This is a genomic window from Variovorax sp. Varisp36, from assembly GCF_047304235.1.
In the GTDB taxonomy this organism is placed as follows: domain Bacteria; phylum Pseudomonadota; class Gammaproteobacteria; order Burkholderiales; family Burkholderiaceae_C; genus Variovorax.
Genome location: NZ_JBGLYU010000009.1, coordinates 66271 through 92050, shown reverse-complemented (window position 1 = coordinate 92050; position 25780 = coordinate 66271). Strand labels below are relative to the sequence as shown.

At 67.3% G+C, this 25780-nt stretch carries 27 protein-coding genes and 2 tRNA genes; 26 read left to right on the top strand and 3 right to left on the bottom strand.

Annotated features, from left to right (window positions below):
• Nucleotides 1–3 precede the first annotated feature (3 nt).
• The 21 genes from ACCD11_RS08225 (at nt 4) to ACCD11_RS08125 (ending at nt 22436) form a co-directional block, all read left to right on the top strand.
• On the top strand, nt 4–1488 hold the full coding sequence (locus tag ACCD11_RS08225; RefSeq protein WP_007831261.1) for an indolepyruvate oxidoreductase subunit beta family protein: 1485 nt from the start codon (nt 4–6) through the stop codon (nt 1486–1488).
• A gap of 16 nt (nt 1489–1504) precedes the next feature.
• The gene (locus ACCD11_RS08220) at nt 1505–2497 is read left to right on the top strand and encodes a PDR/VanB family oxidoreductase (protein WP_413313456.1); all 993 of its coding nucleotides are present in this window, start codon (nt 1505–1507) and stop codon (nt 2495–2497) included.
• A 16-nt stretch (nt 2498–2513) separates the two neighbouring features.
• Entirely contained in the window at nt 2514–3827 is a 1314-nt protein-coding gene (locus ACCD11_RS08215) for an aromatic ring-hydroxylating oxygenase subunit alpha (protein WP_413313454.1), read from the top strand.
• Nucleotides 3827–4315, top strand: coding sequence for an aromatic-ring-hydroxylating dioxygenase subunit beta (locus ACCD11_RS08210; protein WP_413313452.1), 489 nt, complete (start codon nt 3827–3829; stop codon nt 4313–4315). Before ACCD11_RS08215 ends, ACCD11_RS08210 begins: the two co-directional genes overlap by 1 nt.
• 7 nt (nt 4316–4322) lie before the next feature.
• Nucleotides 4323–5948, top strand: a complete 1626-nt coding sequence (locus ACCD11_RS08205; RefSeq protein ID WP_413313450.1) for an AMP-binding protein — start codon at nt 4323–4325, stop codon at nt 5946–5948.
• Nucleotides 5945–7117, top strand: coding sequence for a thiolase family protein (locus ACCD11_RS08200; protein ID WP_413313449.1), 1173 nt, complete (start codon nt 5945–5947; stop codon nt 7115–7117). The genes ACCD11_RS08205 and ACCD11_RS08200 overlap by 4 nt, the downstream gene beginning before the upstream one ends.
• Nucleotides 7114–8367, top strand: a complete 1254-nt coding sequence (locus tag ACCD11_RS08195; protein WP_413313448.1) for an SDR family NAD(P)-dependent oxidoreductase — start codon at nt 7114–7116, stop codon at nt 8365–8367. The genes ACCD11_RS08200 and ACCD11_RS08195 overlap by 4 nt, the downstream gene beginning before the upstream one ends.
• Nucleotides 8368–8383: 16 nt before the next feature.
• Nucleotides 8384–9196, top strand: coding sequence for a cyclase family protein (locus tag ACCD11_RS08190; RefSeq protein ID WP_413313447.1), 813 nt, complete (start codon nt 8384–8386; stop codon nt 9194–9196).
• Complete coding sequence (locus ACCD11_RS08185; RefSeq protein ID WP_413313445.1) at nt 9193–9927, top strand: SDR family oxidoreductase; 735 nt, start codon at nt 9193–9195, stop codon at nt 9925–9927. Before ACCD11_RS08190 ends, ACCD11_RS08185 begins: the two co-directional genes overlap by 4 nt.
• Before the next feature lie 52 nt (nt 9928–9979).
• Nucleotides 9980–11146 carry an ABC transporter substrate-binding protein gene (locus tag ACCD11_RS08180; RefSeq protein WP_413313443.1) on the top strand — a complete coding sequence of 389 codons (1167 nt, stop codon included), beginning with the start codon at nt 9980–9982 and terminating at the stop codon, nt 11144–11146.
• A 1-nt stretch (nt 11147) separates the two neighbouring features.
• The gene (locus ACCD11_RS08175; protein WP_413313441.1) at nt 11148–12293 is read left to right on the top strand and encodes an ABC transporter substrate-binding protein; all 1146 of its coding nucleotides are present in this window, start codon (nt 11148–11150) and stop codon (nt 12291–12293) included.
• Nucleotides 12294–12315: 22 nt separating this feature from the next.
• Nucleotides 12316–13635: an aromatic ring-hydroxylating dioxygenase subunit alpha gene (locus ACCD11_RS08170; protein WP_413313440.1), complete on the top strand. Its 1320-nt coding sequence runs from the start codon at nt 12316–12318 to the stop codon at nt 13633–13635.
• A complete protein-coding gene (locus ACCD11_RS08165) occupies nt 13632–14096 on the top strand; it encodes an aromatic-ring-hydroxylating dioxygenase subunit beta (protein WP_413313438.1) in 465 nt (154 codons plus the stop codon). Before ACCD11_RS08170 ends, ACCD11_RS08165 begins: the two co-directional genes overlap by 4 nt.
• Nucleotides 14097–14136: 40 nt before the next feature.
• The gene (locus tag ACCD11_RS08160; RefSeq protein WP_413313436.1) at nt 14137–15300 is read left to right on the top strand and encodes an ABC transporter substrate-binding protein; all 1164 of its coding nucleotides are present in this window, start codon (nt 14137–14139) and stop codon (nt 15298–15300) included.
• A 34-nt stretch (nt 15301–15334) separates the two neighbouring features.
• Nucleotides 15335–16390, top strand: coding sequence for a branched-chain amino acid ABC transporter permease (locus ACCD11_RS08155; protein ID WP_413313434.1), 1056 nt, complete (start codon nt 15335–15337; stop codon nt 16388–16390).
• Nucleotides 16387–18174, top strand: coding sequence for an ABC transporter permease subunit (locus ACCD11_RS08150; protein ID WP_413313432.1), 1788 nt, complete (start codon nt 16387–16389; stop codon nt 18172–18174). The genes ACCD11_RS08155 and ACCD11_RS08150 overlap by 4 nt, the downstream gene beginning before the upstream one ends.
• Before the next feature lie 82 nt (nt 18175–18256).
• Nucleotides 18257–18988, top strand: a complete 732-nt coding sequence (locus tag ACCD11_RS08145; protein ID WP_413313430.1) for an ABC transporter ATP-binding protein — start codon at nt 18257–18259, stop codon at nt 18986–18988.
• Nucleotides 18978–20561, top strand: coding sequence for an ATP-dependent acyl-CoA ligase (locus ACCD11_RS08140; protein ID WP_413313428.1), 1584 nt, complete (start codon nt 18978–18980; stop codon nt 20559–20561). Before ACCD11_RS08145 ends, ACCD11_RS08140 begins: the two co-directional genes overlap by 11 nt.
• Nucleotides 20562–20665: 104 nt before the next feature.
• Complete coding sequence (locus tag ACCD11_RS08135; protein ID WP_007831219.1) at nt 20666–21442, top strand: SDR family NAD(P)-dependent oxidoreductase; 777 nt, start codon at nt 20666–20668, stop codon at nt 21440–21442.
• Complete coding sequence (locus ACCD11_RS08130; RefSeq protein ID WP_007831218.1) at nt 21439–21972, top strand: MarR family winged helix-turn-helix transcriptional regulator; 534 nt, start codon at nt 21439–21441, stop codon at nt 21970–21972. The genes ACCD11_RS08135 and ACCD11_RS08130 overlap by 4 nt, the downstream gene beginning before the upstream one ends.
• Before the next feature lie 2 nt (nt 21973–21974).
• Entirely contained in the window at nt 21975–22436 is a 462-nt protein-coding gene (locus ACCD11_RS08125) for an acyl-CoA thioesterase (protein WP_007831217.1), read from the top strand.
• Between the two features lie 5 nt (nt 22437–22441).
• On the opposite strand, the gene ACCD11_RS08120 is transcribed toward ACCD11_RS08125, so the two are convergent.
• Nucleotides 22442–22834: a hypothetical protein gene (locus ACCD11_RS08120; RefSeq protein ID WP_007831215.1), complete on the bottom strand. Its 393-nt coding sequence runs from the start codon at nt 22832–22834 to the stop codon at nt 22442–22444.
• Between the two features lie 154 nt (nt 22835–22988).
• Between ACCD11_RS08120 and ACCD11_RS08115 the strand changes: the two genes are divergently transcribed.
• From ACCD11_RS08115 to ACCD11_RS08095, 5 genes are all read left to right on the top strand, one after another.
• Complete coding sequence (locus ACCD11_RS08115; protein ID WP_413313426.1) at nt 22989–23192, top strand: hypothetical protein; 204 nt, start codon at nt 22989–22991, stop codon at nt 23190–23192.
• A gap of 367 nt (nt 23193–23559) precedes the next feature.
• Nucleotides 23560–23636, top strand: a tRNA-Arg gene (locus ACCD11_RS08110).
• 39 nt (nt 23637–23675) lie between these two features.
• Entirely contained in the window at nt 23676–23882 is a 207-nt protein-coding gene (locus tag ACCD11_RS08105; protein ID WP_056510258.1) for a hypothetical protein, read from the top strand.
• Nucleotides 23883–23910: 28 nt separating this feature from the next.
• A tRNA-His gene (locus tag ACCD11_RS08100) sits at nt 23911–23981 on the top strand.
• 51 nt (nt 23982–24032) lie between these two features.
• Nucleotides 24033–24596: an HNH endonuclease gene (locus tag ACCD11_RS08095; RefSeq protein ID WP_413313424.1), complete on the top strand. Its 564-nt coding sequence runs from the start codon at nt 24033–24035 to the stop codon at nt 24594–24596.
• 92 nt (nt 24597–24688) lie between these two features.
• On the opposite strand, the gene ACCD11_RS08090 is transcribed toward ACCD11_RS08095, so the two are convergent.
• Entirely contained in the window at nt 24689–24859 is a 171-nt protein-coding gene (locus tag ACCD11_RS08090; protein ID WP_007831210.1) for a hypothetical protein, read from the bottom strand.
• Nucleotides 24860–25400: 541 nt separating this feature from the next.
• A complete protein-coding gene (locus tag ACCD11_RS08085; RefSeq protein ID WP_413313422.1) occupies nt 25401–25688 on the bottom strand; it encodes a hypothetical protein in 288 nt (95 codons plus the stop codon).
• Nucleotides 25689–25780 lie beyond the last annotated feature (92 nt).

Sequence of the window (25780 nt, the reverse complement as noted above, 5' to 3'; positions counted from 1 at the left end):
GCCATGAGCCCGATCAAGATCGCGATCCTCGCCATGGGCGGGGAGGGAGGCGGCGTTCTGGCCGACTGGATCGTCGACATGGGCGAGGCCAATGGCTACGTGGCGCAGACCACGTCGGTGCCAGGCGTGGCGCAGCGCACGGGCGCAACCATCTACTACGTCGAGCTCTATCCGAGCGCGCAGGCCGAGGCGGACGGCGGCCGACCCGTGCTCGCATTGATGCCATTGCCGGGCGATGTCGACGTGGTGCTGGCGTCGGAGCTTATGGAGGCCGGACGCGCAGTTCAGCGCGGGCTGGTCACGAACGACCGCACCACGCTGATCGCCTCCACGCACCGCGTGTTCTCGATCGCGGAGAAGAGTGCGCTGGGTGACGGCCGCGTCGACAGCGACCAGTTGCTCGCGCACACGGCGCGGGCCGCCAAGCGCTTCATCCGCTTCGACATGGCACAGGCGGCCGAGGCTTCGGGCAGCGTGATCAGCGCTGTGCTCTTTGGTGCGTTGGCAGGATCAGGCGTGCTGCCGTTCAGCCGTGCGCAGTTCGAGGCGACGATCGAACGCGGCGGCGTAGGTGTGAAGCCCAGCCTCAAGGCCTTCGGTGCCGCATTCGCCCGCGCGCAGGGCGGCGACGACGGCGAGCCGGTGAAAGAGGCCCCGCTCGCCACGCCGGCACCGCAACCCCGCCACCCGGCCGTGCGTGCCTTGGTCGAGCGCGTACAGCGTGACTTTCCGGCTGCCGCGCAAGACTTCCTGCTCGAAGGCGTGCGCCGCCTCATCGACTACCAGGACCCGGCCTACGCCGGCCTGTACCTCGACCGCATGGCGGCCTTGCCGGCCGGCGACCACCGGCTGCTGCGTGAAACCGCGCGCCATCTTGCGCTCTGGATGTCCTACGAAGACACCGCCCGCGTCGCGGCCCTGAAGACCCGCGCGACCCGCTTCGAGCGCGTGCGAGGCGAGGCGCGGGTGCAGCCGGGCCAGGTGCTGGCCATCAACGAATACATGCACCCACGCCTGCAGGAAATCTGCGAGACGCTGCCGGGTGGCATCGGCCGCTGGCTCATGGATTCGACGCTGCCGAAGAAGCTCGTCGAGCGCTTCACGCAGCACGGCCGCGTGATCCGGACCAGCTCGCTGCGCGGCTACCTGATGTTGCGCACGGTGGCAGCCATGAAGCGCTGGCGCCTGTCGACGATGCGCTATGCCGAAGAGAACCGCCGCATCGAGGAATGGCTGCAGCGCATCGCCGCGACTGCGCAGCGCAACCCGGAGCTCGCCGTCGAACTCGCGCAGTGCCAGCGGCTCGTGAAGGGCTACAGCGACACGCACGAGCGCGGCGTTCGCAACTACGACACCGTGATGCGTGCCGTCGAGCGCGCCGGCGCGGGGCTGGCACCGGCCACGCTGCGCGAACTGCGCGACGCGGCACTGGCCGACGAACACGGCCACAAGCTGCAGGCTGCACTGGCGCTGCACGCACTGGCCTGACGAAGAGACAACGAAGATGACCGCACCCTCCGCCATCCTCTCGCTGCGCGTCGTCGAAGCGCGGGCATTGAATCCGCTGATCCGCATGCTGCGCCTGCGCGCCGAAGACGGCCGCGCGCTGCCAGGCTTCGCGGCCGGCTCCCACATCCGCGTGCAGGTGTCGCTGCCCGATGGCAAGACCGACTGGCGCCATTACTCGCTCATCAACTTCGCGACCGCGCGCAACGCCACCAACGCACCAACCGAGTACGTGATCGCCGTGCGCAAGGAGGCCGAAGGCCGTGGCGGCTCGCGCTTCATGCACGAGCAGCTGAAAGAAGGCGATACGGTCGCCATCGAGGCGCCGAAGAACGACTTTCCGCTGCACACCGGTCCCGGCGGCACCGTGCTGGTGGCGGGTGGTATCGGCGTCACGCCGCTTGCCACCATGGCCGCGCGCCGCCGCGCCGAAGAGGTGCCGGTGCGAATGCACTACGCCGGCCGCAGCCGCGAGCTGATGGCCTTCCTGCCCGAGCTGCAGGCGCTGCTCGGCGAAGACCTGCGCGTGCACGCCGATGCCGAAATCGGTGCGCCTCTCGACATCGACGCGCTGCTCGACGGCGTGCCCGCTGGCGACCGCCTCTATGTCTGCGGCCCCAAGGTCATGCTGGACGCCGTGCTGGCCCGCACCCAGGCGCGCGGCTGGGAGCACGACCGCGTGCACTTCGAACTCTTCACCGAGCCGGTCGCGGAAGCGGGCGACCAGCCCTTCGAGGTGGAACTCGCCCAGTCGGGCCAGCGCTTCACAGTGCCGGCCGACCAGAGCATCCTCGATTGCCTGATCGAGCACGGCTGCGACCCGATGTTCGACTGCAAGCGCGGCGAATGCGGCGTGTGCGCCGTGCCCGTCATCGAAGGCGAGATCGAGCATCGCGACTACGTGCTCACCGCCCGCGAGAAAGCGGCCGGCAACGTCATCCAGATCTGCATCTCGCGCGCCAAAGGTGCGCGCCTGGTGCTCGACCTCTGAAGGAGCCACGAGAACCATGCCTTCATACCGAGACAACCCTGAAGCCGTCCGCGCGCTGGTGCGCAACGACCAGGTGCACCGCGATCTGTACACCAGCCAGGAACTGTTCGAGCTGGAGCAGGAGCACTTCTTCGCCAACACCTGGAACTATGTCGGCCACGAGAGCCAGCTGCCGAAGCCCGGCGACTGGATCAGCAACGAGATCGCCGGTCGTCCGCTGATCGTCGTTCGCCACGCCGACGGCAGCGTGCGCGCGATGATGAACCGCTGCGCGCACAAGGGCTCGCGGCTGGTGAACGGACCTTGCGGCAACACCGGCAAGTTCTTCCGCTGCCCGTACCACGCCTGGACCTTCAAGACCGACGGCTCGCTGCTGGCCATTCCGCTGAAGACCGGCTACGAGAACACCGAACTGCACGCGTGCGAATCGGCCAAGGGCCTGACGACGCTGAAGCACGTGCGCAGCCACCGCGGCTTCATCTTCGTGAAGATCAACGACGCCGGGCCGGACTTCGACGACTACTTCGGCGACTCGCTGAGCTCCATCGACAACATGGCCGACCGTTCGCCCGAGGGCGAACTCGAGATCGCGGGCGGCTGCCTGCGCTTCATGCACCAGTGCAACTGGAAGATGTTCGTCGAGAACCTCAACGACACCATGCACCCCATGGTGGCGCACGAATCCTCGGCCGGAACCGCCAAGCGCATGTGGGCCGACAAGCCCGCCGACGAGCCCAAGCCCATGGCGGTCGAGCAGTTCGTGCCTTTCATGTCCGACTACAAGTTCTTCGAGGACATGGGCATCCGCACCTACGACAACGGCCACAGCTTCACGGGCGTGCACTTCAGCATCCACAGCAAGTACAAGGCGATCCCGGCCTATGACGACGCCATGAAGGCGCGCTACGGCGAGGAAAAAACCGCGCAGATCCTCGGCATGGCGCGCCACAACACGGTGTACTACCCGAACCTCACGATCAAGGGCGCGATCCAGGCGATCCGCGTGGTCAAGCCGATCTCGGCCGACAGGACGCTGATCGAGAGCTGGACCTTCCGCCTCAAGGGCGCGCCGCCCGAGCTGCTGCAGCGCACCACCATGTACAACCGGCTCATCAACTCGCCGTTCTCGGTGGTGGGGCATGACGACCTGCAGGCCTACCGCGGCATGCAGGCAGGCCTGCATGCGAGCGGCAACGAGTGGGTGAGCCTGCATCGCAACTACGACCCGTCGGAGCTGAAGGGCGGAGAGATCACCACGGGCGGAACCAACGAGCTGCCGATGCGCAACCAGTACCGCGCATGGGTCCAGCGCATGACGGAGACCATGTGATGGCCGGCATCGAAGTCACCCGCCAGGTCCTGATCGATTTCGTCGTGAACGAAGCGCACCTGCTCGACACGCGCCGCTACGAGGAGTGGAACGCACTCTTCACCGACGATGCCTTCTACTGGGTGCCGCTGGTTCCCGACCAGGAAGACGGCCTCAACCACACCTCGCATCTCTACGAGGACAAGCTGCTGCGCGAACTGCGCATCGAGCGCCTCAAGAGCCCGCGCGCCTTCTCGCAACAGCCGCCGAGCCGCTGCCACCACCTGCTGCAGGTTCCGGTGGTCGAGCAATTCGACGCCGAGGCCAACCGCTTCGTGGTGCGCACTGGATTCCACTACACCGAATCGCAGGGCGACGAGCTTCAGTTCTACGTCGGCACCTTCTTCCATCACCTCACGGTGCAGGACGGCGCGCTGCGCATGACGCTCAAGCGCGTCAACCTGCTCAACTGCGACGCGGCGCTGCCAGCCGTGCAGCTTTTCATCTAGGGACGCGATGACACACGCCACCGTCCATCAAGTCTTCGCGGCCACCGCGGTGCGCACGCCGCGGGCCGATTTCCTGTTCACCGAATCGGTGACCGCGGCTGCCTACGGTATTTCAGCCGGCGCCATTCGCTGGGGCGAGGCCGCGGCCGAGGTCGAGCGTCTGCGCGCGGCCTATGCGCAAGCCGGGTACGGACACGGCCACCGTGTCGGGATGCTGCTGGAGAATCGCCCCGCATTCCTCTTCCACTGGTTCGCGTTGAACGCCCTGGGCGTGAGCGTGGTGCCGATCAACGCCGAGATGCGCTCGGCGGAACTGATCTATTTGATCGGCCACAGCGAAATCGGCCTGGCCGTGACGCTGCCTGAACGTGCCGGCGACCTGCGCGCTGCGGCTGCGCAGGCCGGCGTGGCCTTCGAGACGATGGGGCCCGACGACGCGGTGCCCAGCGCGAAGACGATTGCACCGCGAGCCCATGAGCGCATCGGCGTCGACACCGAATGCGGCCTGCTCTACACCTCGGGCACCACCGGGCGCCCCAAGGGCTGCATCCTGAGCAATGCCTACTTCCTGCGCGCCGGCGAGTGGTACGCCGCGCTCGACGGTGTCTGCAGCATCCGGCCCGACGCCGAGCGCGTCATCACGCCGCTGCCGCTCAACCACATGAACGCGATGGCGTTCTCCACCATGGTGGTGCTGGTCGCGGGCGGCTGCCTGGTGCAGCTCGACCGCTTCCATCCGAAGACCTGGCTGGCCAGCGCGCGCGAAAGCGGCGCGACCATCGTGCATTACCTCGGCGTGATGCCGGCGATGCTCCTGTCGGCCAGCGCGTCTGCGGCCGACAGGGAGCATGCAATCCGCTGGGGCTTCGGCGCTGGTGTGGACCGCAAGAACCACGCACCTTTCGAAGAGCGCTTCGGCTTCCCATTGGTCGAGGCCTGGGCCATGACCGAGACCGGTGCGGCCGCCTGCATCATGGCAAATCGCGAGCCGCGGCTCGTGGGCACCAGCTGCTTCGGCCGGCAGGAGGACTTTGTCGAGATCCGCCTGGTGGGTGAAGACGGCGATGAAGTCGGCGTCGATGCACCCGGCGAGTTGCTGGTGCGTTCGGCCGGCAGCGACCCGAAGCGTTATTTCTTCTCGGGCTACCTGAAGGACGACGACGCCACGCGCGAAGCCTGGGCCGGCGGCTGGTTCCACACCGGCGACCTCGTGCGCCGCGATGCCGAAGGCAACTTCTTCTTCGTCGACCGCAAGAAGAACGTGATCCGCCGCAGCGGCGAGAACATCTCGGCCGTCGAAGTGGAGAGCGTGCTCAACCAGCACCCGGCGGTGAAGGCGTCCGCCGTGGCCGCCACGCCTGACGCGGTGCGCGGCGACGAGGTGCTGGCCTGCATCGTGGTGCGCGAAGGCGCCGATGCATCGCAGCGCGAGCAGCTCGCCGCCAGCATCGTCGAGCATGCGCTCGCGCAGCTGGCCTACTACAAGGCGCCGGGCTACGTGGCCTTCGTTGATGCGCTGCCGCTCACGCCGTCGCAGAAGATCCAGCGTGGCCAGCTGCGCGAGATGGCGCAGTCGCTGCCGGGGCAGAGCCATTGCATCGACACGCGCGCGATGAAAAAGAGGCAGGCATGACGAAGCAGCGGCTCTCCTACGAAGGCGTTGCGGTGGCCGTGCCGGTCACGGTGCCTTATGTGCGCTACTCCACGCGCACCGCGCACTGGTTCATCGGGCAGGCCATCGAGGCGCTGGTCGAAGCCAGCGGCGTGGCCAAGGAACAGATCGACGGCCTCTGCCTGAGCAGCTTCTCGCTCGCGCCCGACACGGCCGTGGGCGTCACGCAGCACCTGGGCCTGTCGCCGCGCTGGCTCGACCACGTGCCCACGGGCGGCGCCTCGGGCGTGATGTGCCTGCGCCGCGCGGCGCGCGCCGTGCAGGCGGGCGATGCCGACATCGTGGCCTGCGTGGGCGCCGACACCAACCACGTCGACTCCTTCCGCCAGACGCTCGGCAGCTTCAGCAACTTCGCGCGCGATGCGAGCTACCCCTACGGCTCGGGCGGGCCGAACTCGATCTTCGCGTTCATCACCGCCAACTACATGCGCACCTACGGCGCGAAGCGCGAGGACTTCGGCCGTATCTGCGTGGACCAGCGCACCAATGCGCTCGGCAACCCGAACGCGATGTTCAAGAAGCCGCTCACGCTCGACGAGTACATGGCCGCGCGGCCGATCTCGGACCCGATCCATCTTTTCGACTGCGTGATGCCCTGCGCCGGTGCCGATGCCTTCCTCGTGATGAGCGAGGAGCGCGCGCGAGACCTCGGTCTTGCGCACGTGGTGATCCGCGGCGCCATCGAGCGCCACAACGCCTATGCCGAAGACCCGGTGATGGTGCAGGGCGGCTGGCGCAAGGACCGCGACGACCTCTACGCGCAGGCCGGCGTCCAGCCCGCGGAACTCGACTTCGTGCAGACCTACGACGACTATCCCGTCATCGTGATGATGCAGTTCGAGGATCTGGGCTTCTGCGAGAAGGGCGAGGGCCCGGCCTTCGTGCAGTCGCACACGATGACCTTCGACGGCAGCTTTCCGAACAACACGAGCGGGGGGCAGCTCTCGGCCGGGCAGGCCGGTGCAGCGGGCGGCTTCCTCGGCATGGTCGAGGCGATCCGGCAGCTCACGGACCAAGCCGGACAACGCGCTGTGCCGAACGCCCGGCTGGGCCTCGTCGCCGGCTTCGGCATGGTCACTTACGACCGCTGCCTGTGCACAGGCGCCGTCATTCTCGGGAGATCGGCATGACGATGCCCCTGATGCGCCCCCCGCGCAAGAACCCGGTGCTGCGCACCCGGCAGATGAACCTGCCGCCCGGCGCGCGCGGCCGCGTGGCGCTCGGCCTCACGGCGGCCGCCGCCGAAGGCCGCTTCGAACTGCAGACCTGCGAAGACTGCGGCACGGTGCAGTACCCGCCGCGCGAGGTCTGCCACAAGTGCCTTTCGGCCGCACTGCGCTGGCGGCAGCAAAGCGGCGAGGGCGAGCTGCTCGGCAGCACCACGCTGCACCACAGCAACGACCTGTTCTTCCGCGAGCGGCTGCCCTGGCGGCTGGGCCTGGTGCATCTGGATGCCGGCCCGACGCTCATGGTCCACCTGCATGGCGAGGTCGGCGATGCGCCTGAGCGTGTGCGTGTCGGCGCCCGGCTCGATCGAGCCGGGCAGGCCGTTCTCATTGGTTTTCCGATTGAAGGGAGTCCCCATATGGCCGACGACAAGATGCTGCGCGAGATGACCAGCGACCCAAAGTTCCGCAAGGTGCTGGTGACCGACGGGAAGACCGAGACCGGCCAGGCCATCGTGCGTGCGCTGGTCAAGGCCGGCGCAGACATCGTCTGGGTCGGCCATGCCGAGCCGTGGAAGAAGATGGGCGATGGGCTTGACGACATCTCGGTGCTGCCGCAAGTCACGCTGGTGCCGCTGGACCTGACCAACGGCCGGCAGGTGACCGAGCTCGCGGGCTCCATCGGCGGCAAGGTCGACATCGTGATCAACAACGCGGAGGTGCACCGCACTTTCGGCATTGGCGCGCGCCGCGGCACCGACGTGGCCAAGGCCGAGATGGACATCAACTACTTCGGTCTGCTGCGCCTCGCGCAGGAGTTCGGCCCCGCGCTCAAGGGCCGCTCGGCCGACGGCGCCACGGGCGCGACCGCGTGGGTCAACCTGCTGTCGATCTACGCGCTCAGCAACTTCCCGCCGCACGGCACCTTCAGCGCTTCGAAAGCGGCGGCGCACTCGCTCGCACAGTGCCTGCGCGCCGAGATGCGGCCGGCCGGCATCCGCGTGATCAATGTGTTCCCGGGCCCCATCGACGACGAATGGAACCAGCACACGCCGCCGCCCAAGCTGGCACCCACCGCGCTGGCCAATGCCATCGTCAAGGCACTGCGCGACGGCGTCGAGGACGTGTATCCCGGCGACGTGGCGCAGGAATGGCTGGAACGCTGGCGAGACAACCCGAAGGTGCTCGAACGCGAACTCGCGGCGGGCGGCTGAGACAGGAGCCAAACGAATGAGCACGACAACCGAACTGATGTCCACCGCAGAAATCCTCGGCGGCCTCGTGACCGCGATGGCCAGCGGCCGCATCCGCGTGATCGACCTCACGCAGACGCTGACGCCCGAGTTCCCGCAGATCGCGCTGCCGCCCGAGATGGGGCAGTGCTGGCCCTTCCGCATCGAGGAAGTGTCGAAGTACGACGAGCGCGGCCCGGGCTGGTACTGGAACAATTTTTCCTGCGGCGAGCACACCGGAACGCACTTCGACGCGCCCATCCACTGGATCTCGGGCCGCGACCTGCCGAACAACTCGGTCGACACCATTCCCGTGCAGCACTTCGTGGCGCCGGCCTGCGTGATCGATTGTTCGCCGCAGGTGAAGGACGACCCCGACTATCTGCTGACCCTGGAAGACATCGAGGCCTACGAGGCGGCGCATGGCCGCATTCCCAAGGGCGCGTGGGTGCTGATGCGCACCGACTGGTCCAAGCGCACCGACCCCGAGGCCTACCAGAACTTCGACGAAACCGGACAGCACACGCCCGGCCCGAGCACCGAGGCCGTGCGCTTCCTGGTCGAGCAGCGCGACGTGCTGGGTTTCGGCTCCGAGGCCATCGGCACCGATGCCGGGCAGGGCTATCACCTGCGCCCGCCGTACCCGTGCCACTACTACATGCACGGCGCGGGGCGCTACGGGCTGCAGTGCCTGAGCAACCTCGACCTGCTGCCGCCGTCGGGCGCGGTGCTGATCTGCCCGCCGCTGAAGATCGAGAAGGGCAGCGGCAGTCCGCTGCGGGTGCTGGCGCTGGTGGGGGCATCGGCATGAGCGGCGCGGCACCCAAGGTCGCGGCGGTCACTGGCGGCAGCGCCGGCATCGGCAAGGCTATCTGCGAAGACCTGCTCGCGCAGGGCTACGAGGTGGTCTCGCTCGCGCGCCGCAAGGCCGAGATCGGCCATCCGAAGCTGCACAGCCTCGAGGTCGACCTGAGCGACCGCGCCGCCACGGGCGAAGCGGTGCGCGAACTGGTCGAACGCTTTGCGCCGACCACCATCGTCCACAACGCCGGCGTCATACGCGCCGCGCTGCTGCCCGACGTGAAGCTCGACGACCTCGATGCGCTGGTCGACCTGCACCTGGGCTGCGCGATCCAGTTGGTGCAGGGCGCATTGCCCGCGATGCGCGCACAGCGCTTCGGCCGCGTGGTGCTGCTGTCGTCGCGCGCTGCGCTGGGCCTGGCCACGCGCACCAGCTATTCGGCCACCAAGGCCGGCATGCTGGGCATGGCGCGCACCTGGGCGCTGGAACTTGCTGCGGACGGCATCACGGTGAACGTGGTGGCACCGGGTCCGATCCGCACCGACATGTTCTACGACGTGGTCGAGGCCGGCAGCGAGAAGGAACGCGCGCTCGCCGCCTCGGTACCGGTCAGGCGCCTCGGCGAATCGGCCGATGTGGCACGCGCCGTGCGTTTCTTCGCCGATGCCGACAGCAGCTTCGTCACCGGCCAGGTGCTGTACGTGTGCGGCGGTACCAGCGTCGGCAGCCTGGCCCTCTGAATTCTTCTTTCGCTTTTCCACGTTCATCCCAAACCATCCCTGGAGCATCGCCATGAAAGTCCTGAACCGAATTCGCACACTCGCGGCCATTGCCGCGGGCCTCGGCGCGCTGAGCGCCGCGGGCGCATGGGCCGCCGATCTCAAGGTCGGCTTCATCACCTCGATGTCGGGACCGGTGTCTTCGCTCGGCATTCCCTACGACAAGGGCATGAAAGCCGCGCTGGCCTACAAGTCCGAAGTCGGCGGTCGCAAGGTGCAGGTGATCCAGCTCGACGATGCGTCCGACCCGTCCACGGCCGCGCGCAATGCGCGCAAGCTGATCGAGGAAGACAAGGTCGACGTCATCATCGGGACGGCCGGCGCACCCGGCTCGCTGGCCATTGCCGGCGTGGCGCGCGAGACGAAGACACCGCTGATCTCCATCGCCAATGCCGACCTGACCGGCGAGGACGGCGCCTGGATGGTGACGCTGCCGCAGCCCGCACCGTTGATGATGGGTGCGATGGTCGAGAAGATGAAGCAGGCCGGCGTGAAGACGGTGGCCTACATCGGCTACTCCGACGCCTGGGGCGACCTGGTCTACGACGCGCTCATGAAATCGGCGCCCACGGCCGGCATCAAGGTCGTGTCGAACGAGCGTTATGCGCGCAGCGATTCGTCGGTGGCCGGCCAGGTGCTGAAGATCGTGGCGCTGCGCCCCGACGCGGTGATTACCGGTGCCTCGGGCACGCCCGGTGCGTTGCCGTACCTCGCGCTGACCGAGCGTGGCTACAAGGGAAGGATCTACGGCATGCACTCGCTGATCAACCCCGACTTCATCCGCGTCGGCGGTTCGTCGGTCGAAGGCCTGCTGGCGCCCACGGGCCCGGTGGTGGTGGCCGAGCAGCTGCCCGACAACAACCCGATGAAGAAGATCGCGATGGACTTTCGCGCTGCCTACCAGAAGGCCAACGGCGCGGCGCCCACTGATACCTTCTCGGCCTACAGCTTCGATGCGTGGCTGATCTATCTCGATGCTGCGCAGCGTGCGCTGGCCAGCAAGGCTGAGCCCGGCACGCCGCAATTCCGGCTGGCGCTGCGTGATGCCATCGTGAGCACCAAGGAGCTGGTGGGCACGCATTCGGTCTACAACTTCAAGCCCACTGATCGCTATGGCTCGGATGATCGCTCGCGCGTCGTCGTGAAGCTCGAAAAGGGTCAATGGAAGCTGGTGCCCTGAGATGAAGAACAAGCTAGCCCACATCCTTGGCGCCACAGTGCTTGCTCTGGCAGCTTCGCAGGCCATGGCGGCTGACCTGAAGATCGGCTTCATCAGCTCGCTCTCGGGTCCGGTGGCTGCGCTCGGCATTCCGTACGAGAAGGGCATCCGCGCTGCCATTGCCGAGCATCCCGAGATCGCCGGCCGCAAGGTCCAGCTGATCGTGCTCGACGACGCGTCAGACCCCACCACCGCCGGCCGCAACGCACGCAAGCTGGTGACCGAAGACAAGGTCGACGTGCTCATAGGAACCTCCGGCGTGCCAGGTGCGATGGCCATCGCAGCGGTGGCCAAGGAACTGAACACACCGTTGATCTCGCCCACGCCGGTCACCATCGCCGGCCCCGAGGGCGCGTGGACGGTGACGGTGTCGCAGCCATTCCCGCTCATGGTCGCGGGCGTGGTCGACCGCATGCAGAAGTCCGGCGTGAAGACGGTCGCCTTCATCGGCTTCTCCGACGCACTGGGCGACCTGGCCTACGACTCGCTCGTGAAGAGCGCCGATGCTGCCGGCATCAAGGTGGTGGCCAACGAGCGTTATGCGCGCAGCGATTCCTCGGTGGCCGGGCAGGTGCTGAAGATCGTCGCGGCTCGACCCGACGCCGTGTTCGCGGGCAATTCCGGCACGCCCGGTGCGTTGCCTTACATCGCACTGGCCGAGCGCGGTTACAAGGGAAAGATCTATGGCACGCACGGCCTCATCAACGCCGACTTCGTGCGCGTGGGCGGCGCCTCCGTCGAAGGCCTGCAGGTGCCCAGCGGCCCGGTGCTGGTGGCCGACCAGTTGCCCGACAGCAACCCCATCAAGAAGGTGTCGATGGGCTTTCGCAACGCCTACCAGAAAGTGAACGGCGCGGTGCCGACCGACGCCTTTTCTTCCTACACCTACGACGCCTACCTGCTGCTGGCGGATGCCGCCTCGCGCGCCAAGGGCGAGCCCGGCACACCGCAATACCACACCGCCCTGCGCGACGCCATCGTGAGCACCAAGGAGCTGGTGGGTACGCACGGCATCTACACCTTCAAGCCCGGCGATAGCTATGGCTCCGACCGGCGCGGCGTGGTGATCGTGCAGATGAACAGGGGGCAGTGGAAGCTGGTTCCCTGAAAAAAGACCCGGGCCCACGTCGATGACCAGCTATCGCCACTATCCCGAACGCGTCGCCGCCCTCGTGCAGCACGACCGCGTGCACCGCGACCTGTACCTGAGCGAGGAGATCTTCGCGCTCGAGCAGGAGCGCCTGTTCGCGAACAGCTGGGTCTTCCTCGGCCATGCGAGCCAGGTGCCCGAGCCCGGCGACTTCGTGGCGCAGGACATCGCGGGCCGGCCGCTGCTGATGGTGCGGCAGCCCGACGGCGCGGTGCACGTGCTCTACAACCGCTGCGCCCACAAGGGCACGCAACTGGTGACGGACGAGAGCGGCAACACCGGCCGCTTCTTCCGCTGCCCGTATCACGCGTGGACCTACAAGCTCGACGGCGCGCCGCTCGGCGTACCGTTGAAGAACGGCTACGAGGGCACGCAGCTCAAGGCGTGCGAGTCGGGGCAGGGGCTGTCGGTGGTGAGGCACGTGAAGGTGTACCGCGACTTCGTGTTCGTGCGCCTCTCCGACACGGGGCCATCGTTCGATGACTACTTCGGCGAGGTGCTGGGTGCCATCGACAACATGGTCGACCGCTCGCCTGAGGGCAATCTCACCGTGGGCGGTGGCGTGCTGCGCAACATCGTCCACTGCAACTGGAAGATGTACCTCGAGAACATCAACGACACGGTGCACCCGATGTCCACGCACGAGTCGGCCACCAAGGCGGCCGAGGCGCTGTGGGAAGGCCACGCGCCCACGGACCCCAAGCCGATGGCGATGGAGCAGATCCTGCCCTTCGGCTCGGGCTACGAGTTCTTCGACAAGATGGGCGGGCGCGTGTTCGCCAATGGCCACAGCGTGCTGGGCGTGAACTTCAGCATCCACTCCAACTATGCGCAGCTGCCGGAGTACGAGGCCGCGATGCAGGCGGCGCACGGCATTGGGCGCGCCACCGAAATTCTGCAGAGATCGCCGCAGAACTCCGTTCTTTATCCGAGCCTGTCGGTCAAGGGCTCGCCGCAGGCCATCCGCGTGATCCGTCCGCTGGCCGCCGGCCGCACGCTGATCGAGGCGTGGAGCTTCCGCGCGGCCGGCGCACCCGCGCTGCTGTTCGAGCGCGCCATGAGCTACAACCGGCTTGTTTTCTCACCGATGTCGGTGGTGGCGCACGATGACGTGCACCTGTTCGAGAGCATCCAGCAGGGCCTGCGCGCGGGCGGCAACGAATGGGTGAGCCTGCACCGCAACTTCGATGCGGCCGAGCTCGCGCAGTCGACCATCACCACCAACGGCACCAACGAGCTGCTCATGCGCAATCAATTCCGCGCCTGGGCGAAGTCGATGTCGGTGGAGGCCGCGCCATGACCGTTCCGCGCGATTTCGCCGCCCACGAAGCGGCCCTGCTCGACGAGCGGCGCTTCGACGACTGGCTGGCGCTCTTTGCCGACGACGGCCACTACTGGGTGCCGCTGCTCGGCGCTGCGCAGGCCGATCCGTTCTCGCACAACTCGCTGGCCTATGAAGACCGGCTGCTGCTGCAGTTGCGCGTGGAGCGCCTCAAGAGCCCGCGCGCGCATTCGCAGCATCCAGCCAGCCACAGCCAGCACGTGCTGCAGCCCTCGCGCATCGAGCACGAGAACGCCGATGAAGCGCGCCTGCGCACGCCATTCCTGTACGTCGAAGCGCGAGGCGAATCCCAGATCCTGCTGAGCGGCACCGCGCGCCATCACCTCGTTCGCACGCCGGCCGGCTGGCGCATCCGCGAGAAGCGCATCGACCTGCTCAACGCCACGCGTGCGTTGCCGGCCATCCAGTTGTTCATCTGAGTTACCTGTCCATTCCAACCATCCTCACCGGAGCTACGACATGAAGAGCCTGATGCAGACCTTGACGCGCGGTGCACTCGCCGCGGCGCTGATTGCCTGTGGTGTTGGGAGCGCGCTGGCGGCCGACCTCAAGGTCGGTCTCAGCGTGTCGCTCTCAGGGCCGAATTCCTCGCTGGGCGTGCCCTATGCCAAGGGCATGCAGGCCGCGCTGGCGTACAAGCCGGAGGTGAACGGCCGCAAGGTCCAGCTCATCGTGCTGGACGACGGCTCCGACCCGACCACGGCCGGGCGCAACGCGCGCAAGCTGATCGAGGAGGACAAGGTCGACGTGCTCATGGGCACCTCGGGCGTGCCCGCCGCCATCGCGATGGCGCAGGTTGGCAAGGAAGCGAAGACGCCGATGATCGGCCTCACGCCCATCTTGCTCGACCCGAACGACAACCCCTGGGTCATGACCGTGGCCCAGCCCACGCAATTGATGATCGATGCGGTCGTCGAGCGCATGAAGCGCAACAACGTGAAGACGGTGGGCTACATCGGCTTCTCCGATGCCTGGGGCGACCTGGTCTACAACGCACTGACGAAGGCCGCGCCCGAGGCCGGCATCAAGGTGGTGAGCAACGAGCGCTATGCGCGCGCCGACGCGTCGGTGACGGGGCAGGTGCTGAAGATCGTGGCGCTGCGGCCCGATGCGGTGATGACCGGCGGCGCCGGAACGCCGGGCGCACTGCCGTTCCTCGCATTGCAGGAGCGCGGCTTCAAGGGTGGCGTGTACGGCCAGCACGGCTTGATCAACCCCGACTTCGTGCGGGTGGTCGGCGCGGCCGGCCAGAACGCGCTGATGCCCACCGGCCCGGTGATCGTGGCCGAGCAATTGCCCGACAACTACCCGACCAAGAAGATCGCGACCGAGTTTCGCGCCGTGTTCCAGAAGGCGAACAACGCGCCAACCGGCGACGCCTACTCGGCCTATTCATTCGACGGCTGGCTGGTGTTTGCGGACGCCGCATCGCGCGCCATGAAGAAGGCCGAGCCGGGCACGCCCGAGTTCCGCGTGGCGCTGCGCGACGCCATCTTCAGCACGAAGGAAGTGGTGGGCACGCACGGCGTCTACACCTTCAAGCCCGGCAGCCTCTACGGCGTGGACGAACGCGCCCGCGTGATCGTCAAGCTCGACAACGGCCAATGGAAGCTCGCACCTTGAACCGCTCGCCCTTGATTTTCCGGAGGGCCGCGCGATGACCTGGGACGTGGCGCTCATTCTCCTCACCGACGGCCTGGCCAACGGTGCCGTCTACCTGCTGGCCGGCCTGGGGCTGGTGTTGATCTTTTCCGTCACGCGCGTGGTGTTCGTGCCCTTCGGCGACATCGCGGCCTTTGCGGCGCTGTCGCTCGCGGCCTTCGAGACCGGCCGCGTCCCGCCGACCATAGGCATGGTCGCCGTGCTCGCTGCCCTGGCGCTGGCAACGGAAATCGGCAGCCTGTTGCGGCGCGGCGAGGCTGCACGCATTCCCAAGGCGGTGCTGATGTGGGGCGTGCTGCCCGCCATTCCCTGCGTGCTCGCATGGCTGGCGGCGCGGCCGGGCGTGCCGGTGGCGGTGCACATCGCGGTGGCGGTGCTGCTGGTGGTGCCTATCGCGCCGCTGCTGGCGCGAGTGGTGTTCCAGCCGATCGCGGATGCATCGGTGCTGGTGCTGCTGATCGTGTCGCTGGCGCTGCACTTCCTGCTGTCTGGCCTGGGCCTGCTGTTCTTCGGACCTGAAGGCTCGCGCACCACGCCGCTCACCAGCGCCGTGTTCACGTTGGGCGACGGCTTCACGGTCAGCGGCCAGGTGGTGCTGATGGTGGGCGCGGCCATCGTGCTGAGCGGGCTGTTCTTCCTGGTGTTCGAGCGCACGGTGGCCGGCAAGGCGCTGCGCGCCACGGCGGTCAACCGCGTGGGCGCGCGGCTTGTCGGTATCCGGCCGGTGCGCACCGCACTGCTGGCCTACGGATGCGCCTCGCTGCTGGCGGGGCTGATCGGCGTGCTGATTGCGCCGGTGACGACCATGTACTACGACTCGGGTTTCATCATCGGCCTGAAGGCCTTCGTGGCCGCGATCATCGGCGGGCTCGTGAGCTACCCGATGACTGCGGTGGGCGCACTCGCAGTCGGCGTGGTGGAAAGCTTCGCCTCGTTCTGGAGCGGTGCGCTGAAGGACGTGATCGTGTTCAGCCTGCTGATCCCCGTGCTCATGCTGCGCTCCTTCATGGCCACGCATGCCGAAGAGGAAGAAGACGAGGTGGACCAATGAGCGCCAACCGCAAACGCATGACGTGGATCGCCGCGGTGGTGGTCGTGCTGGCCCTGGTGCCGGTGGTGGCGGGGAGCTTCACGGTCTCGCTGCTCAACGACATCGGCATCGGCGCGCTGGTGGCGCTGGGCCTCGTGCTGCTCACCGGCGTGGGCGGCGCGACCTCGTTTGGGCAGGCGGCTTTCGTGGGCATCGCAGCCTACGCCACGGCATGGCTCACGACCACGCAGGGCATGTCGCCGTGGATCGGGCTGCTGTTCGCGCTGCTGCTCACCGGCCTCTCGGCGCTGGCCATCGGCATGCTCACGCTGCGCCTGGGCGGGCACTTCCTGCCGCTCAGCACCATCGCCTGGGGACTGTCGATCGCAATGCTGTTCGGCAATGTCGATGCGCTTGGGCGGCACACGGGCCTGTCGAACATTCCACCGCTGCAGGTCGCGGGCTGGTCGCTGGCCGATCCGCGTTCGATGTACTACCTGATCTGGGTGGTGGTCGGGCTGGCCTGCCTGTTCAGCCACAACCTGCTGCAGTCGCGGCCGGGGCGCGCGATTCGCGGGCTTCGCGGCGGTGCCACGCTGCTGGCGAGCGTGGGGGCGGATGCCTACCGCGTGCGGCTGTCGCTGTTCGTCACGGCCGCGCTGTTCGCGGGGCTGGCGGGCTGGCTCTACGCGCACATGAACCGCTTCGTGAGCCCATCGCCCTTCGACGTGCGCGCGAGCATCGAGTACCTGCTGATGGCCGTGGCCGGCGGGCTCGGCCAGCTGGCGGGCGCACTGGTGGGCGCCGCGCTGGTACTGGTGCTGAAGAACGGCCTGCAGGACGTGCTGCCGATGCTCACGCAGCGCGCCGGCCAGCTCGAGGCGGTGGCATTCGCCGCGCTCTTCATCCTGCTGCTGCACTTCGCGCGCGGCGGCGTGATGGGCCTGCTGCGCCGCTGGACGCACCGGCGCAGCGGCTCGCAGGAGCCTTCGCGCCACGAGGCCCCGCCGGTCGATCCCTTGCCTCACCGCACGCTGCCCGAGCGCGGCTCGCAGGTGCTGTCGGTGAACGGTGCGGTCAAGCGCTTCGGCGGGCTGGTGGCCGTCAACGACGTGAGCTTCGACGTGAAGGCCGGCGAGATCGTCGGGCTGATCGGGCCCAACGGCGCGGGCAAGTCGACCATGTTCAACCTGCTGACCTGCACGCTGCCGATGAGCGCGGGCCAGGTGCGCTTCCTGGCGCACGACATCGCAGGCAAACCGCAGCGCGAGGTGGCGCGGCTGGGGCTGGCGCGCACTTTCCAGCACGTGAAGCTGCGCCCGCACATGAGCCTGCTCGACAACGTGGCGCTGGGCGCACATTCGCGCACGCGCTCGGGCATCCTGAAGGCGGGGCTGCGGCTCGACCGCCTGGAAGAAAGCCAGATCCTGCAGGAGGCGCAGCGGCAGCTCGACCGCATCGGCCTGGGCGACCGCGCGCACGAGCTGGCGGGCAGCCTGCCGCTGGGCACGCAGCGCATCCTGGAAATCGCGCGCGCACTGGCCGCCGACCCGGTGCTGCTGGTGCTCGACGAGCCCGCCGCCGGCCTGCGCCGCAAGGAAAAGATGGCGCTCGGCGACCTGCTGCGCAAGTTGCGCGAGGAGGGCGTGACCATCCTGATCGTCGAACACGACATGGACTTCGTGATGAAACTGGTGGACCGGCTGGTGGTGATGAATTTCGGCTCCAAGCTCGTGGAGGGCGTGCCGTCCGCGGTGCGCGCGGACGAGCGGGTGCAGGCGGCTTATCTGGGGAGTGTTGTATGAGCGCCGCACGGCCGCCCGAAGGCGCGGGCCCCCTTCAGGGGGTAGGAGAAGTACACGAAGTGACAAGCCTGGGGGTAGCGAAATGACCGCGATGCTGGAGATTGGCGACCTGCACGTGTCCTACGGGCAGGTGGAAGCGGTGCGCGGCGTGTCGCTCGACCTGCAGCCGGGTCAGATCATTTCGGTAATCGGTCCCAACGGCGCGGGCAAGACCACGCTGCTGGCGGCCGCGATGGGTCTGCTGCCTTGCAAGGGCACGCTGCGCTTCGAGGGCGAAGACCTGCGGGGGCTCGACGTGGAAGCGCGCGTGGAGCGCGGCCTGTGCCTCGTGCCCGAGAAGCGCGAGCTGTTCGGCGAACTCACCGTGCTCGACAACCTGCAGCTCGGCGCCTATGCCAAGCGGCTGCGCGGCGATGCGATGAAGAAGCGGCTGCAGTCGGTGTACGACCGCTTTCCGCGGTTGGCCGAACGGCGTTCGCAGCGCGCAGACACGCTCTCGGGCGGCGAGCGTCAGATGCTGGCGGTGGGGCGCGCGCTGATGTCGGCGCCGCGCCTGCTGATGCTCGACGAGCCGAGCCTCGGCCTCGCGCCGCTGATCGTGCGCGACATCCTCACCATCGTGCGCAAGCTGCGCGAAGACGGCGTCTCGATCCTGCTGGTCGAGCAGAACGCGCGTGCGGCGCTAGAAAGCTCGGACGAAGGCTATGTGCTGGAGACCGGCGAGATCGCGCTGTCGGGTGCCTCGGCCGAGCTGGCGAGCGATCCGCGCGTGCAGGCGACCTATCTCGGTGGAGGCACGCACGATGACGAGTGACCCGCGGGTTGTGCCGCCCGTGCAGCGCACGTTGCCGGCGATGCTGCAGCGGCAGGCCGGGCTGTTCGGCTCGCGTCCGTTGCTTCGGATCGGTGGCGACGAGTGGACGCATCGCGACGCTGCGCAGGCTGCAGCCGTTCGCGCCGGTGCGTTGGCCGCGACCGGCGTGGTGCGCGGCGACCGCGTCGCCGTGATGTGCGGCAACCGCATCGAGTTTCTCGAAAGCTTCCTCGGCGCGGGTTGGCTGGGGGCATCGATGGTGCCGGTCAACACCGCGTCGATGGGGCCGCAGATCGAGTACTTCCTGGCGAACAGCGAGGCGAAGCTGCTGGTGATCGAGGCGGGTTTTCTTGAGCGGCTCGCGACGGCGGATCTGGCGCGCACCGCGTTGCGCGAGGTCTGGGTGGTGGGCGAGGCGGAGTACTCCGGCTGGCAGGCGCCCCAGGGCGTGCGCGTAACGCCTTACCCCGAGGGCGGTGAGGCGCTGGCGCCCGCAGCGGTGCAGCCCGGCGACCCGCTCGCGATTCTGTACACCTCCGGTACGACGGGGCCAGCCAAGGGCGTCGTCTGCCCGCATGCGCAGTATTTCTGGTGGGGCGTGAACAGCGCGGAGGTGCTCGGAGTCGGCGTCGACGACGTGCTGTGCACCACGCTGCCGCTCTTTCACATCAATGCGCTCAACACCTTCGCGCAGGCCGCATTGACGGGCGCAGAGGTGGTGTTCGCGCCGCGCTTCTCGGCCTCGGGCTTCTGGCCGGCGATGCGCGCGAGCGGGGCGACGGTGGTCTACCTGCTGGGCGCAATGGTGCCGATCCTGCTCGCGCAGCCCGAAGGGCCTGGCGAACGCGATCACCGGGTGCGCATCGGCCTCGGGCCCGGCGTGCCGTCCGCCGCAGGTGCCGCATTCAAGGCGCGCACCGGCGTGCAACTGCTCGAAGGCTACGGCTCGACCGAAACCAATTTCGCCATCGCGACCGCCCCGGATTCGCCGCGCGGCGGTGTCATGGGCTGGCTGCGCCCAGGCTTCCAGGCGCGCGTGGCCGACGAAGGCGATGCGGTGCTGCCGCCCGGCGAGGCCGGCGAACTGCTGCTGCGCGCGGACGAGCCCCATGCCTTCGCGAGCGGCTATTTCAACATGCCGGAGAAGACGGTCGAGGCCTGGCGCAATCTCTGGTTCCACACCGGCGACCGCGTGGTGCAGGACGCCGATGGCGCCTTCCGCTTCGTCGACCGAATCAAGGACGCGATCCGCCGGCGCGGCGAGAACATTTCGTCGTTCGAGGTCGAGCAGGTGCTGCTGAGCCATCCGGGCGTGGCTTCGTGCGCGGTGTACCCGGTGCAATCCGAACTGGCCGAGGACGAGGTGATGGCCGCGCTGGTGGCGCGCGACGGCGTGCCGATCGACCCGGCCGAACTCGTGCGCTTCTGTGGAAGCCGGCTGCCTTACTTCGCCGTGCCGCGCTACATCGACGTGCTGGCCGACCTGCCGCGCACCGAGAACGGCAAGGTGCAGAAGTTCAAGCTGCGCGAGCGCGGCGTGAGTCCTCAGACCTGGGACGGCCGGCGCGCCTGAGGCTCCCGGCAGACGCAACGCGCTCCTTCTTTCCGGCTGTTTCATGCGCTGACAGCTTCGCCGGTACATTTCGCTAAAATGATTCAGAACTAAAACATTCAGGTATGCAATCAAATTCACTGACCGGCCGCCATGCACTCGTCACGGGCGCGGCGCGCGGCATCGGCGCGGAGATCGCGCGCACCCTGGCCGCCGAAGGCGCCGTTCTGACGCTGCTGGGGCGTGACCGCGAAGCGCTGAAGCGTGTGGCCGATTCGCTCGCGGGCAGCGGGCATGGCGTGGCTGCAGCCGATGTGGCGAATCCGCAGGCGGTGCAGGCGGCCTTCGCAGAGGCCCGAGCGGCGCGCGGCCCTGTCGCCGTGCTCGTCAACAACGCGGGTGCCGCCGAGAGCGCGCCTTTCCTCAAGACCTCGTTCGAGCTCTGGCAGCGCATGCTGTCGGTGAACCTCACCGGCAGCTTCCTGTGCGCGCAGGCTGCGCTGCCCGACATGCTCGATGCGGGCTGGGGCCGCATCGTCAACATCGCCAGCACGGCGGGGCAGAAGGGCTACGCCTACGTGTCGGCCTACACCGCGGCCAAGCATGGCGTGGTCGGGCTCACGCGTTCGCTGGCACTCGAAGTGGCGCGCAAGGGCATCACGGTGAATGCCGTATGCCCGGGCTACACCGACACCGACATCCTGCGCAACAGCGTCGCCAACGTGGTCGGCAAGACCGGGCGCAGCGAGGCCGACGCGCTGGCCGAATTCTCCAGCGTCAATCCGCAGCGGCGCATCGTGCAGCCGGCCGAAGTCGCCGATGCGGTGCGCTGGTTGTGCGGCACGGGCGCTGCGTCGGTCACCGGCCAATCGATCTCGGTTTCAGGGGGAGAGGTGACATGACGCGCGACAACGATGCCTCGCACGCCGTGCTGAGCGATGCGGAGGAACTGGGCCACGAAGCCCGCGCGGGCCACGAGGACCACGCGATGCTCAAGCTCTGGCTGCGCATGCTGGCCAGCACCACGCAGATCGAGGCCGAGATCCGGCGCCGGCTGCGCGAGCGCTTCGGCATCTCGCTCGCGCGCTTCGACTACATGGCGCAGCTCCATCGCTACAAGGACGGGCTCAAGATGCGCGTGCTCTCGCGCTACCTCATGGTGACCGGCGGCAACGTCACAGGCCTGACGGACGAACTCGAGCGCGAAGGCATGGTGGCCCGCGCGCCCAGCCCCGACGACCGCCGCGCGTGGATCGTGAGCCTCACGCCGACAGGGCGCCGCACCTTCGAGACGATGGCGAGCGAGCACGAACAATGGATCCTCGAGATGTTCTCGGGGCTCGACATGAAGACCGTCAAGCAGATGCACACCCAACTGGGCCTGCTGCGTGTGCACGTGATGCGCGGCGAGCCGCCGGCCGAGGAGGGCTGAGCATGAGCGCGGCCACCCCTGTCGATCTCCCGGCCCAGGGCAGCGAGTTCCGCCGCGCGCGGCTGATCCGCTTCTCGGACTGCGACCCGGCGGGCATCGTTTTCTACCCTCAGTACTTCGTGATGCTCAACGGGCTCGTCGAAGACTGGGTCAACGAGGGCCTGGGGCTCAGCTACCACGGGCTGGTGGCCGTGCGGCGCATCGGCCTGCCCACCGTGAAGCTCGAAGCCGACTTCCGTGCGGTGAGCCGCATGGGCGACCAGGTCACGCTCGGCCTTACCGTGCAGCGGCTGGGGTCGCGCTCGATGACGCTGCTTGTGCGTTGCTTCGAGCCGGCGACCGGCGAACTGCGCATGCAGATGCAGCAGGTGCTCGTGACCACGTCGCTCGAAACCCATCGCGCCGTCGCCATTCCGGACGACATGCGCGCAGCCATCCTGCGCAACGCGCCCGAGCTGGGCTGAGCGTCCTAGGGGGCGGGCTCGCTGCCCGCCGCGTCCTGCGCGCGCTTCTTCAGCCAGCCGCCGAGCTCCTTCTTTCCCTTGGCATTGGCGGCGCGCCATGCGTTGCGCGCGGCCGCAATGAAGCGCTCTTCCGCTGCATCGGGTACTTCGCTGAGGCGGTCTTCTTCGTCGAGCCAGCCGGGCTCGACGCTGCAATGCCGTTCGATCTGCCGGGCCAGGTTGTCGCCGATGGGCCGCGAGCTCTTGATCTGGCTCCACATGCTCGGAGAAATTTCGAGCTTCTTCGCAAACGCCTGGTCCAGCCCCTTGGCTGGCAGGCCCGCGGCGATGGCCTCTTCGAGAAAGCGGCGGTGCAACGCAAGGGCATTGCGGCGGCGCGCGACGGTGATATTGGGCACTGTTCAAAAACAACAACAAGACAAGAAAAGATTGTCCCGGTTGTTGACGCCGTCGTAAACACTATTTACAGTTGCCTTCATTCGCGGCCCAGGCCGTCCCTTTTGTCCAACCCCTTACAGCCGACAGCGGCAATTTTTTGACTCAGGAACCATCGTGAACATCGCCTTGAACCTCACCAGCATTCGACCCGCCTCGGGCCGATCGCTCGTGCGCGTCTGGTCGTGCGGTGGTTTGGACAGCATGCTGTCGGTCCGACCGAACCAGCACCAGAACCACGTGTATTCCACGAAAGCCGCAGCCAGCCTGCGCGTCGGAAAAGTCGAGGATCAGGTGCTACCGGGTGGAGGTTGCGCGTAGGCGCACACCTTCCAAGCTCTCTCATGCAGAGGCCCGGAAACCGCAAGGTTCCGGGCCTTTTTGTTTTGTCTGTCGTGCTTGTTTGCCATTTCGGGTGTGCCTTCACCACACCGCCAGAGCCCACCGCGTAGACGGTCTGGCGGGATGTGCAGGAACCGATCACTCCTGTGCAGCGACGTCGTACGGGACAGCGCCCAGCGCGCTGTCCGTCGCGTGAGGACACAACCGAAATGGAAAGCGGGACACCGTTTTTTTCGAACCACCGAACCCGAGCGGGACCGGGCCATGCAGATGGCCCTCCCGCGGAAACCGACCGCAAAGATTGGGCGGCGCCGGAACCCGTAACCGGACACTTTTTTGTTTTCGACCCGCGTTAGCTCAATGGATCAGAGCACTTGCCTACGAAGCAAGGGGTTGCACGTTCGAGCCGTGCACGTGGGGCCATTTTTTTGTTCGAGCTGTCACGCCAACCAAGGAGCCACCATGCGCAAGCGCAACACCCCGATCCGGATGATCACCGTGCGTCCGGCACAGCCACGCAGCCGCATGGTGATGGCCTTGGCCCGCAGTTTCGGCATTGCCGTCGACGCGCGTCGCACAGGCGAATGCGCGGCGGACTCCGCGGGGCGCGAGCCGCTGCCGGAGGGACTCGATCCCGACCAGCGCGTTCGCGCAGTCGGCGAATGGTAGGCCGGCCGCCTGTTCCTTGTTTTTCATGGTGCGCGTAGCTCAATGGCAGAGCTGCGGGTTGTGGTCCCGCTGACGACGGTTCGATCCCGTTCGTGCACCCCGCTTCGTTTCATTCGACCTCATCACCATCGCCGAAAAAGGAGGCGAGACATGCATCCTCACGTCCTGCAGCTCGATATTCAGGGCACGCCGCAAGCCTGGATTTCGCTGGAGCAGGCGGTGTTGCATTACGCGACCGGCTCGGTCGCATGGGAAGACGGCGGCCTGCCGCTCGCCACGCTGCGCGGTGGCTTCAACGTGGTGCGCGGCGTGCAGTCGCGCATCGACGTGGCGCCGATCGTTGCCCTGCGCGGTGCGTCGAAGATCAACCTCTTCGACGTGATTCCGAGCGTCACCAAGAGCAAACTGCTGCGCCGCGACCGCCACACCTGCGCCTACTGCGGCGAGGTGTTCCACGAGCGCGAACTGCAGTGCGAACACGTGCTGCCCGAATCCCGCGGAGGTCCGTGGACCTGGACCAACCTCGTGAGCGCTTGTGGGGTCTGCAACAACCGCAAGGCAGCGCGCACGCCGGAGGAGGCGGGCATGCCACTGGTCTATCTGCCCTATGTGCCGAGCCGCTACGAGAACTTCCTGCTCGAAGGACGCAACATCCGTGTGGATGTGCACGAGTGGCTGGCGAAGCGGCTGCCCAAGGGCTCGCGGCTTCAGTGAGGGCAGGGCCGTGACCCTGGTCTTTGCCCATGAAAAAAGCCCGCAGCCTGTCTCCCAGGCGGCGGGCTTTTGTAAGTGTGAGGCGCCGGTGTTCAGCGTCCGAAGAGGCGGTAGGCGATCAGGCCGGCGGCCGCCAGGCCACTCGCGATGGCGAGGATCACCTTGGTGGCGCGACCCGAACCGCGTTTCGAGCGGGGCCAGTGGTCCGGCCCGATCAGGTCGATGGGGACGGTGGGTTTGCCTATGTCGGACGCCTTTTCCATGGGAGGAAATATAGCTCACGCGTGAAGGCGCGGCCCGGGGCGGGGCCGCATCCTGTGGCCTCTGAACATCGTTGTCGACCTTGGTTGCGGCTGGACAAAAAAATACCCGCCTGAGCGGGTTGAACGAGCTTTATGGCTTCGAAGTTGATTTCCCTGTGTCATTGTTGTTGTGCTGCGTGACAGCCAGTACAAGATGCCATGCCGGATGGGAACCTTTTGCAGGTGGGACCCAGAGCAGCTTGTAAGTGGCGTGCAAATCGTGAAATATTCCCGCATGAGAAAGAAAATCATCCTCGAAGGTTTGACGTGTGCACTTGAGGGTTGGGTTTGCAGTGCTTCTGCAACGCAGCTCCGGCAGTGCATCAATCGGGTGGCCAGTACCTGATGGCCGAGGTGGGTGACGGCCCGATCTGCTTGAACGCTGCGTCGCCGCTTGGATCGCGCGGCAGGGCGCTACCTCCTGGGGCCGGCGAGCCAAAGAAAAAGCCTCCTCGCGTGGACCGTGAGGAGGCTTTGACAAAAAAATAGCGCGAAGAACGCGCTATTTTCGGTGTTGGTGGTGGGCCCTGAGTGGCTCGAACACTCGACGGCTGACTCGTCGGTGTCCGTTGCCGCTTTCGCGCGCAGGTCGCGAAACTGGAACGTGGTGATGTCGATCCCCGCGCTCGTTCACCACCAGCGGGGCCGACTGCTTTGGCCGAGCCGCCTCGAACACGCGGATTTCTTCGAGCAGCTCTTCCAGTGCATTTTCGACCACGATCCGCAGCTTCGTCTCTGTCTTGCCCTGGCGCACCCGCGGGTACTCGCCGCGGATGTGGTCCTTGCTCATGCCGAGCACGTCGGCGGGCCGCTGGCCGGAGATATGGGCTAGGCGCAGCGCGAACCGCAGCGACCACGCAGAATGACCAGCCTGAGCGTCGG

Coding starts and splice junctions, on each gene's coding strand:
- ACCD11_RS08150 (WP_413313432.1), top strand. CDS start 16,387: ATGAGCGCCAACCGCAAACGCATGACGTGGATCGCCGCGGTGGTGGTC.
- ACCD11_RS08165 (WP_413313438.1), top strand. CDS start 13,632: ATGACCGTTCCGCGCGATTTCGCCGCCCACGAAGCGGCCCTGCTCGAC.
- ACCD11_RS08225 (WP_007831261.1), top strand. CDS start 4: ATGAGCCCGATCAAGATCGCGATCCTCGCCATGGGCGGGGAGGGAGGC.
- ACCD11_RS08125 (WP_007831217.1), top strand. CDS start 21,975: ATGAGCGCGGCCACCCCTGTCGATCTCCCGGCCCAGGGCAGCGAGTTC.
- ACCD11_RS08185 (WP_413313445.1), top strand. CDS start 9,193: ATGAGCGGCGCGGCACCCAAGGTCGCGGCGGTCACTGGCGGCAGCGCC.
- ACCD11_RS08200 (WP_413313449.1), top strand. CDS start 5,945: ATGACGAAGCAGCGGCTCTCCTACGAAGGCGTTGCGGTGGCCGTGCCG.
- ACCD11_RS08210 (WP_413313452.1), top strand. CDS start 3,827: ATGGCCGGCATCGAAGTCACCCGCCAGGTCCTGATCGATTTCGTCGTG.
- ACCD11_RS08155 (WP_413313434.1), top strand. CDS start 15,335: ATGACCTGGGACGTGGCGCTCATTCTCCTCACCGACGGCCTGGCCAAC.
- ACCD11_RS08190 (WP_413313447.1), top strand. CDS start 8,384: ATGAGCACGACAACCGAACTGATGTCCACCGCAGAAATCCTCGGCGGC.
- ACCD11_RS08090 (WP_007831210.1), bottom strand. CDS start 24,859: ATGGAAAAGGCGTCCGACATAGGCAAACCCACCGTCCCCATCGACCTG.
- ACCD11_RS08140 (WP_413313428.1), top strand. CDS start 18,978: ATGACGAGTGACCCGCGGGTTGTGCCGCCCGTGCAGCGCACGTTGCCG.
- ACCD11_RS08135 (WP_007831219.1), top strand. CDS start 20,666: ATGCAATCAAATTCACTGACCGGCCGCCATGCACTCGTCACGGGCGCG.
- ACCD11_RS08160 (WP_413313436.1), top strand. CDS start 14,137: ATGAAGAGCCTGATGCAGACCTTGACGCGCGGTGCACTCGCCGCGGCG.
- ACCD11_RS08175 (WP_413313441.1), top strand. CDS start 11,148: ATGAAGAACAAGCTAGCCCACATCCTTGGCGCCACAGTGCTTGCTCTG.
- ACCD11_RS08095 (WP_413313424.1), top strand. CDS start 24,033: ATGCATCCTCACGTCCTGCAGCTCGATATTCAGGGCACGCCGCAAGCC.
- ACCD11_RS08195 (WP_413313448.1), top strand. CDS start 7,114: ATGACGATGCCCCTGATGCGCCCCCCGCGCAAGAACCCGGTGCTGCGC.
- ACCD11_RS08180 (WP_413313443.1), top strand. CDS start 9,980: ATGAAAGTCCTGAACCGAATTCGCACACTCGCGGCCATTGCCGCGGGC.
- ACCD11_RS08170 (WP_413313440.1), top strand. CDS start 12,316: ATGACCAGCTATCGCCACTATCCCGAACGCGTCGCCGCCCTCGTGCAG.
- ACCD11_RS08085 (WP_413313422.1), bottom strand. CDS start 25,688: ATGAGCAAGGACCACATCCGCGGCGAGTACCCGCGGGTGCGCCAGGGC.
- ACCD11_RS08215 (WP_413313454.1), top strand. CDS start 2,514: ATGCCTTCATACCGAGACAACCCTGAAGCCGTCCGCGCGCTGGTGCGC.
- ACCD11_RS08220 (WP_413313456.1), top strand. CDS start 1,505: ATGACCGCACCCTCCGCCATCCTCTCGCTGCGCGTCGTCGAAGCGCGG.
- ACCD11_RS08205 (WP_413313450.1), top strand. CDS start 4,323: ATGACACACGCCACCGTCCATCAAGTCTTCGCGGCCACCGCGGTGCGC.
- ACCD11_RS08105 (WP_056510258.1), top strand. CDS start 23,676: ATGCGCAAGCGCAACACCCCGATCCGGATGATCACCGTGCGTCCGGCA.
- ACCD11_RS08145 (WP_413313430.1), top strand. CDS start 18,257: ATGACCGCGATGCTGGAGATTGGCGACCTGCACGTGTCCTACGGGCAG.
- ACCD11_RS08130 (WP_007831218.1), top strand. CDS start 21,439: ATGACGCGCGACAACGATGCCTCGCACGCCGTGCTGAGCGATGCGGAG.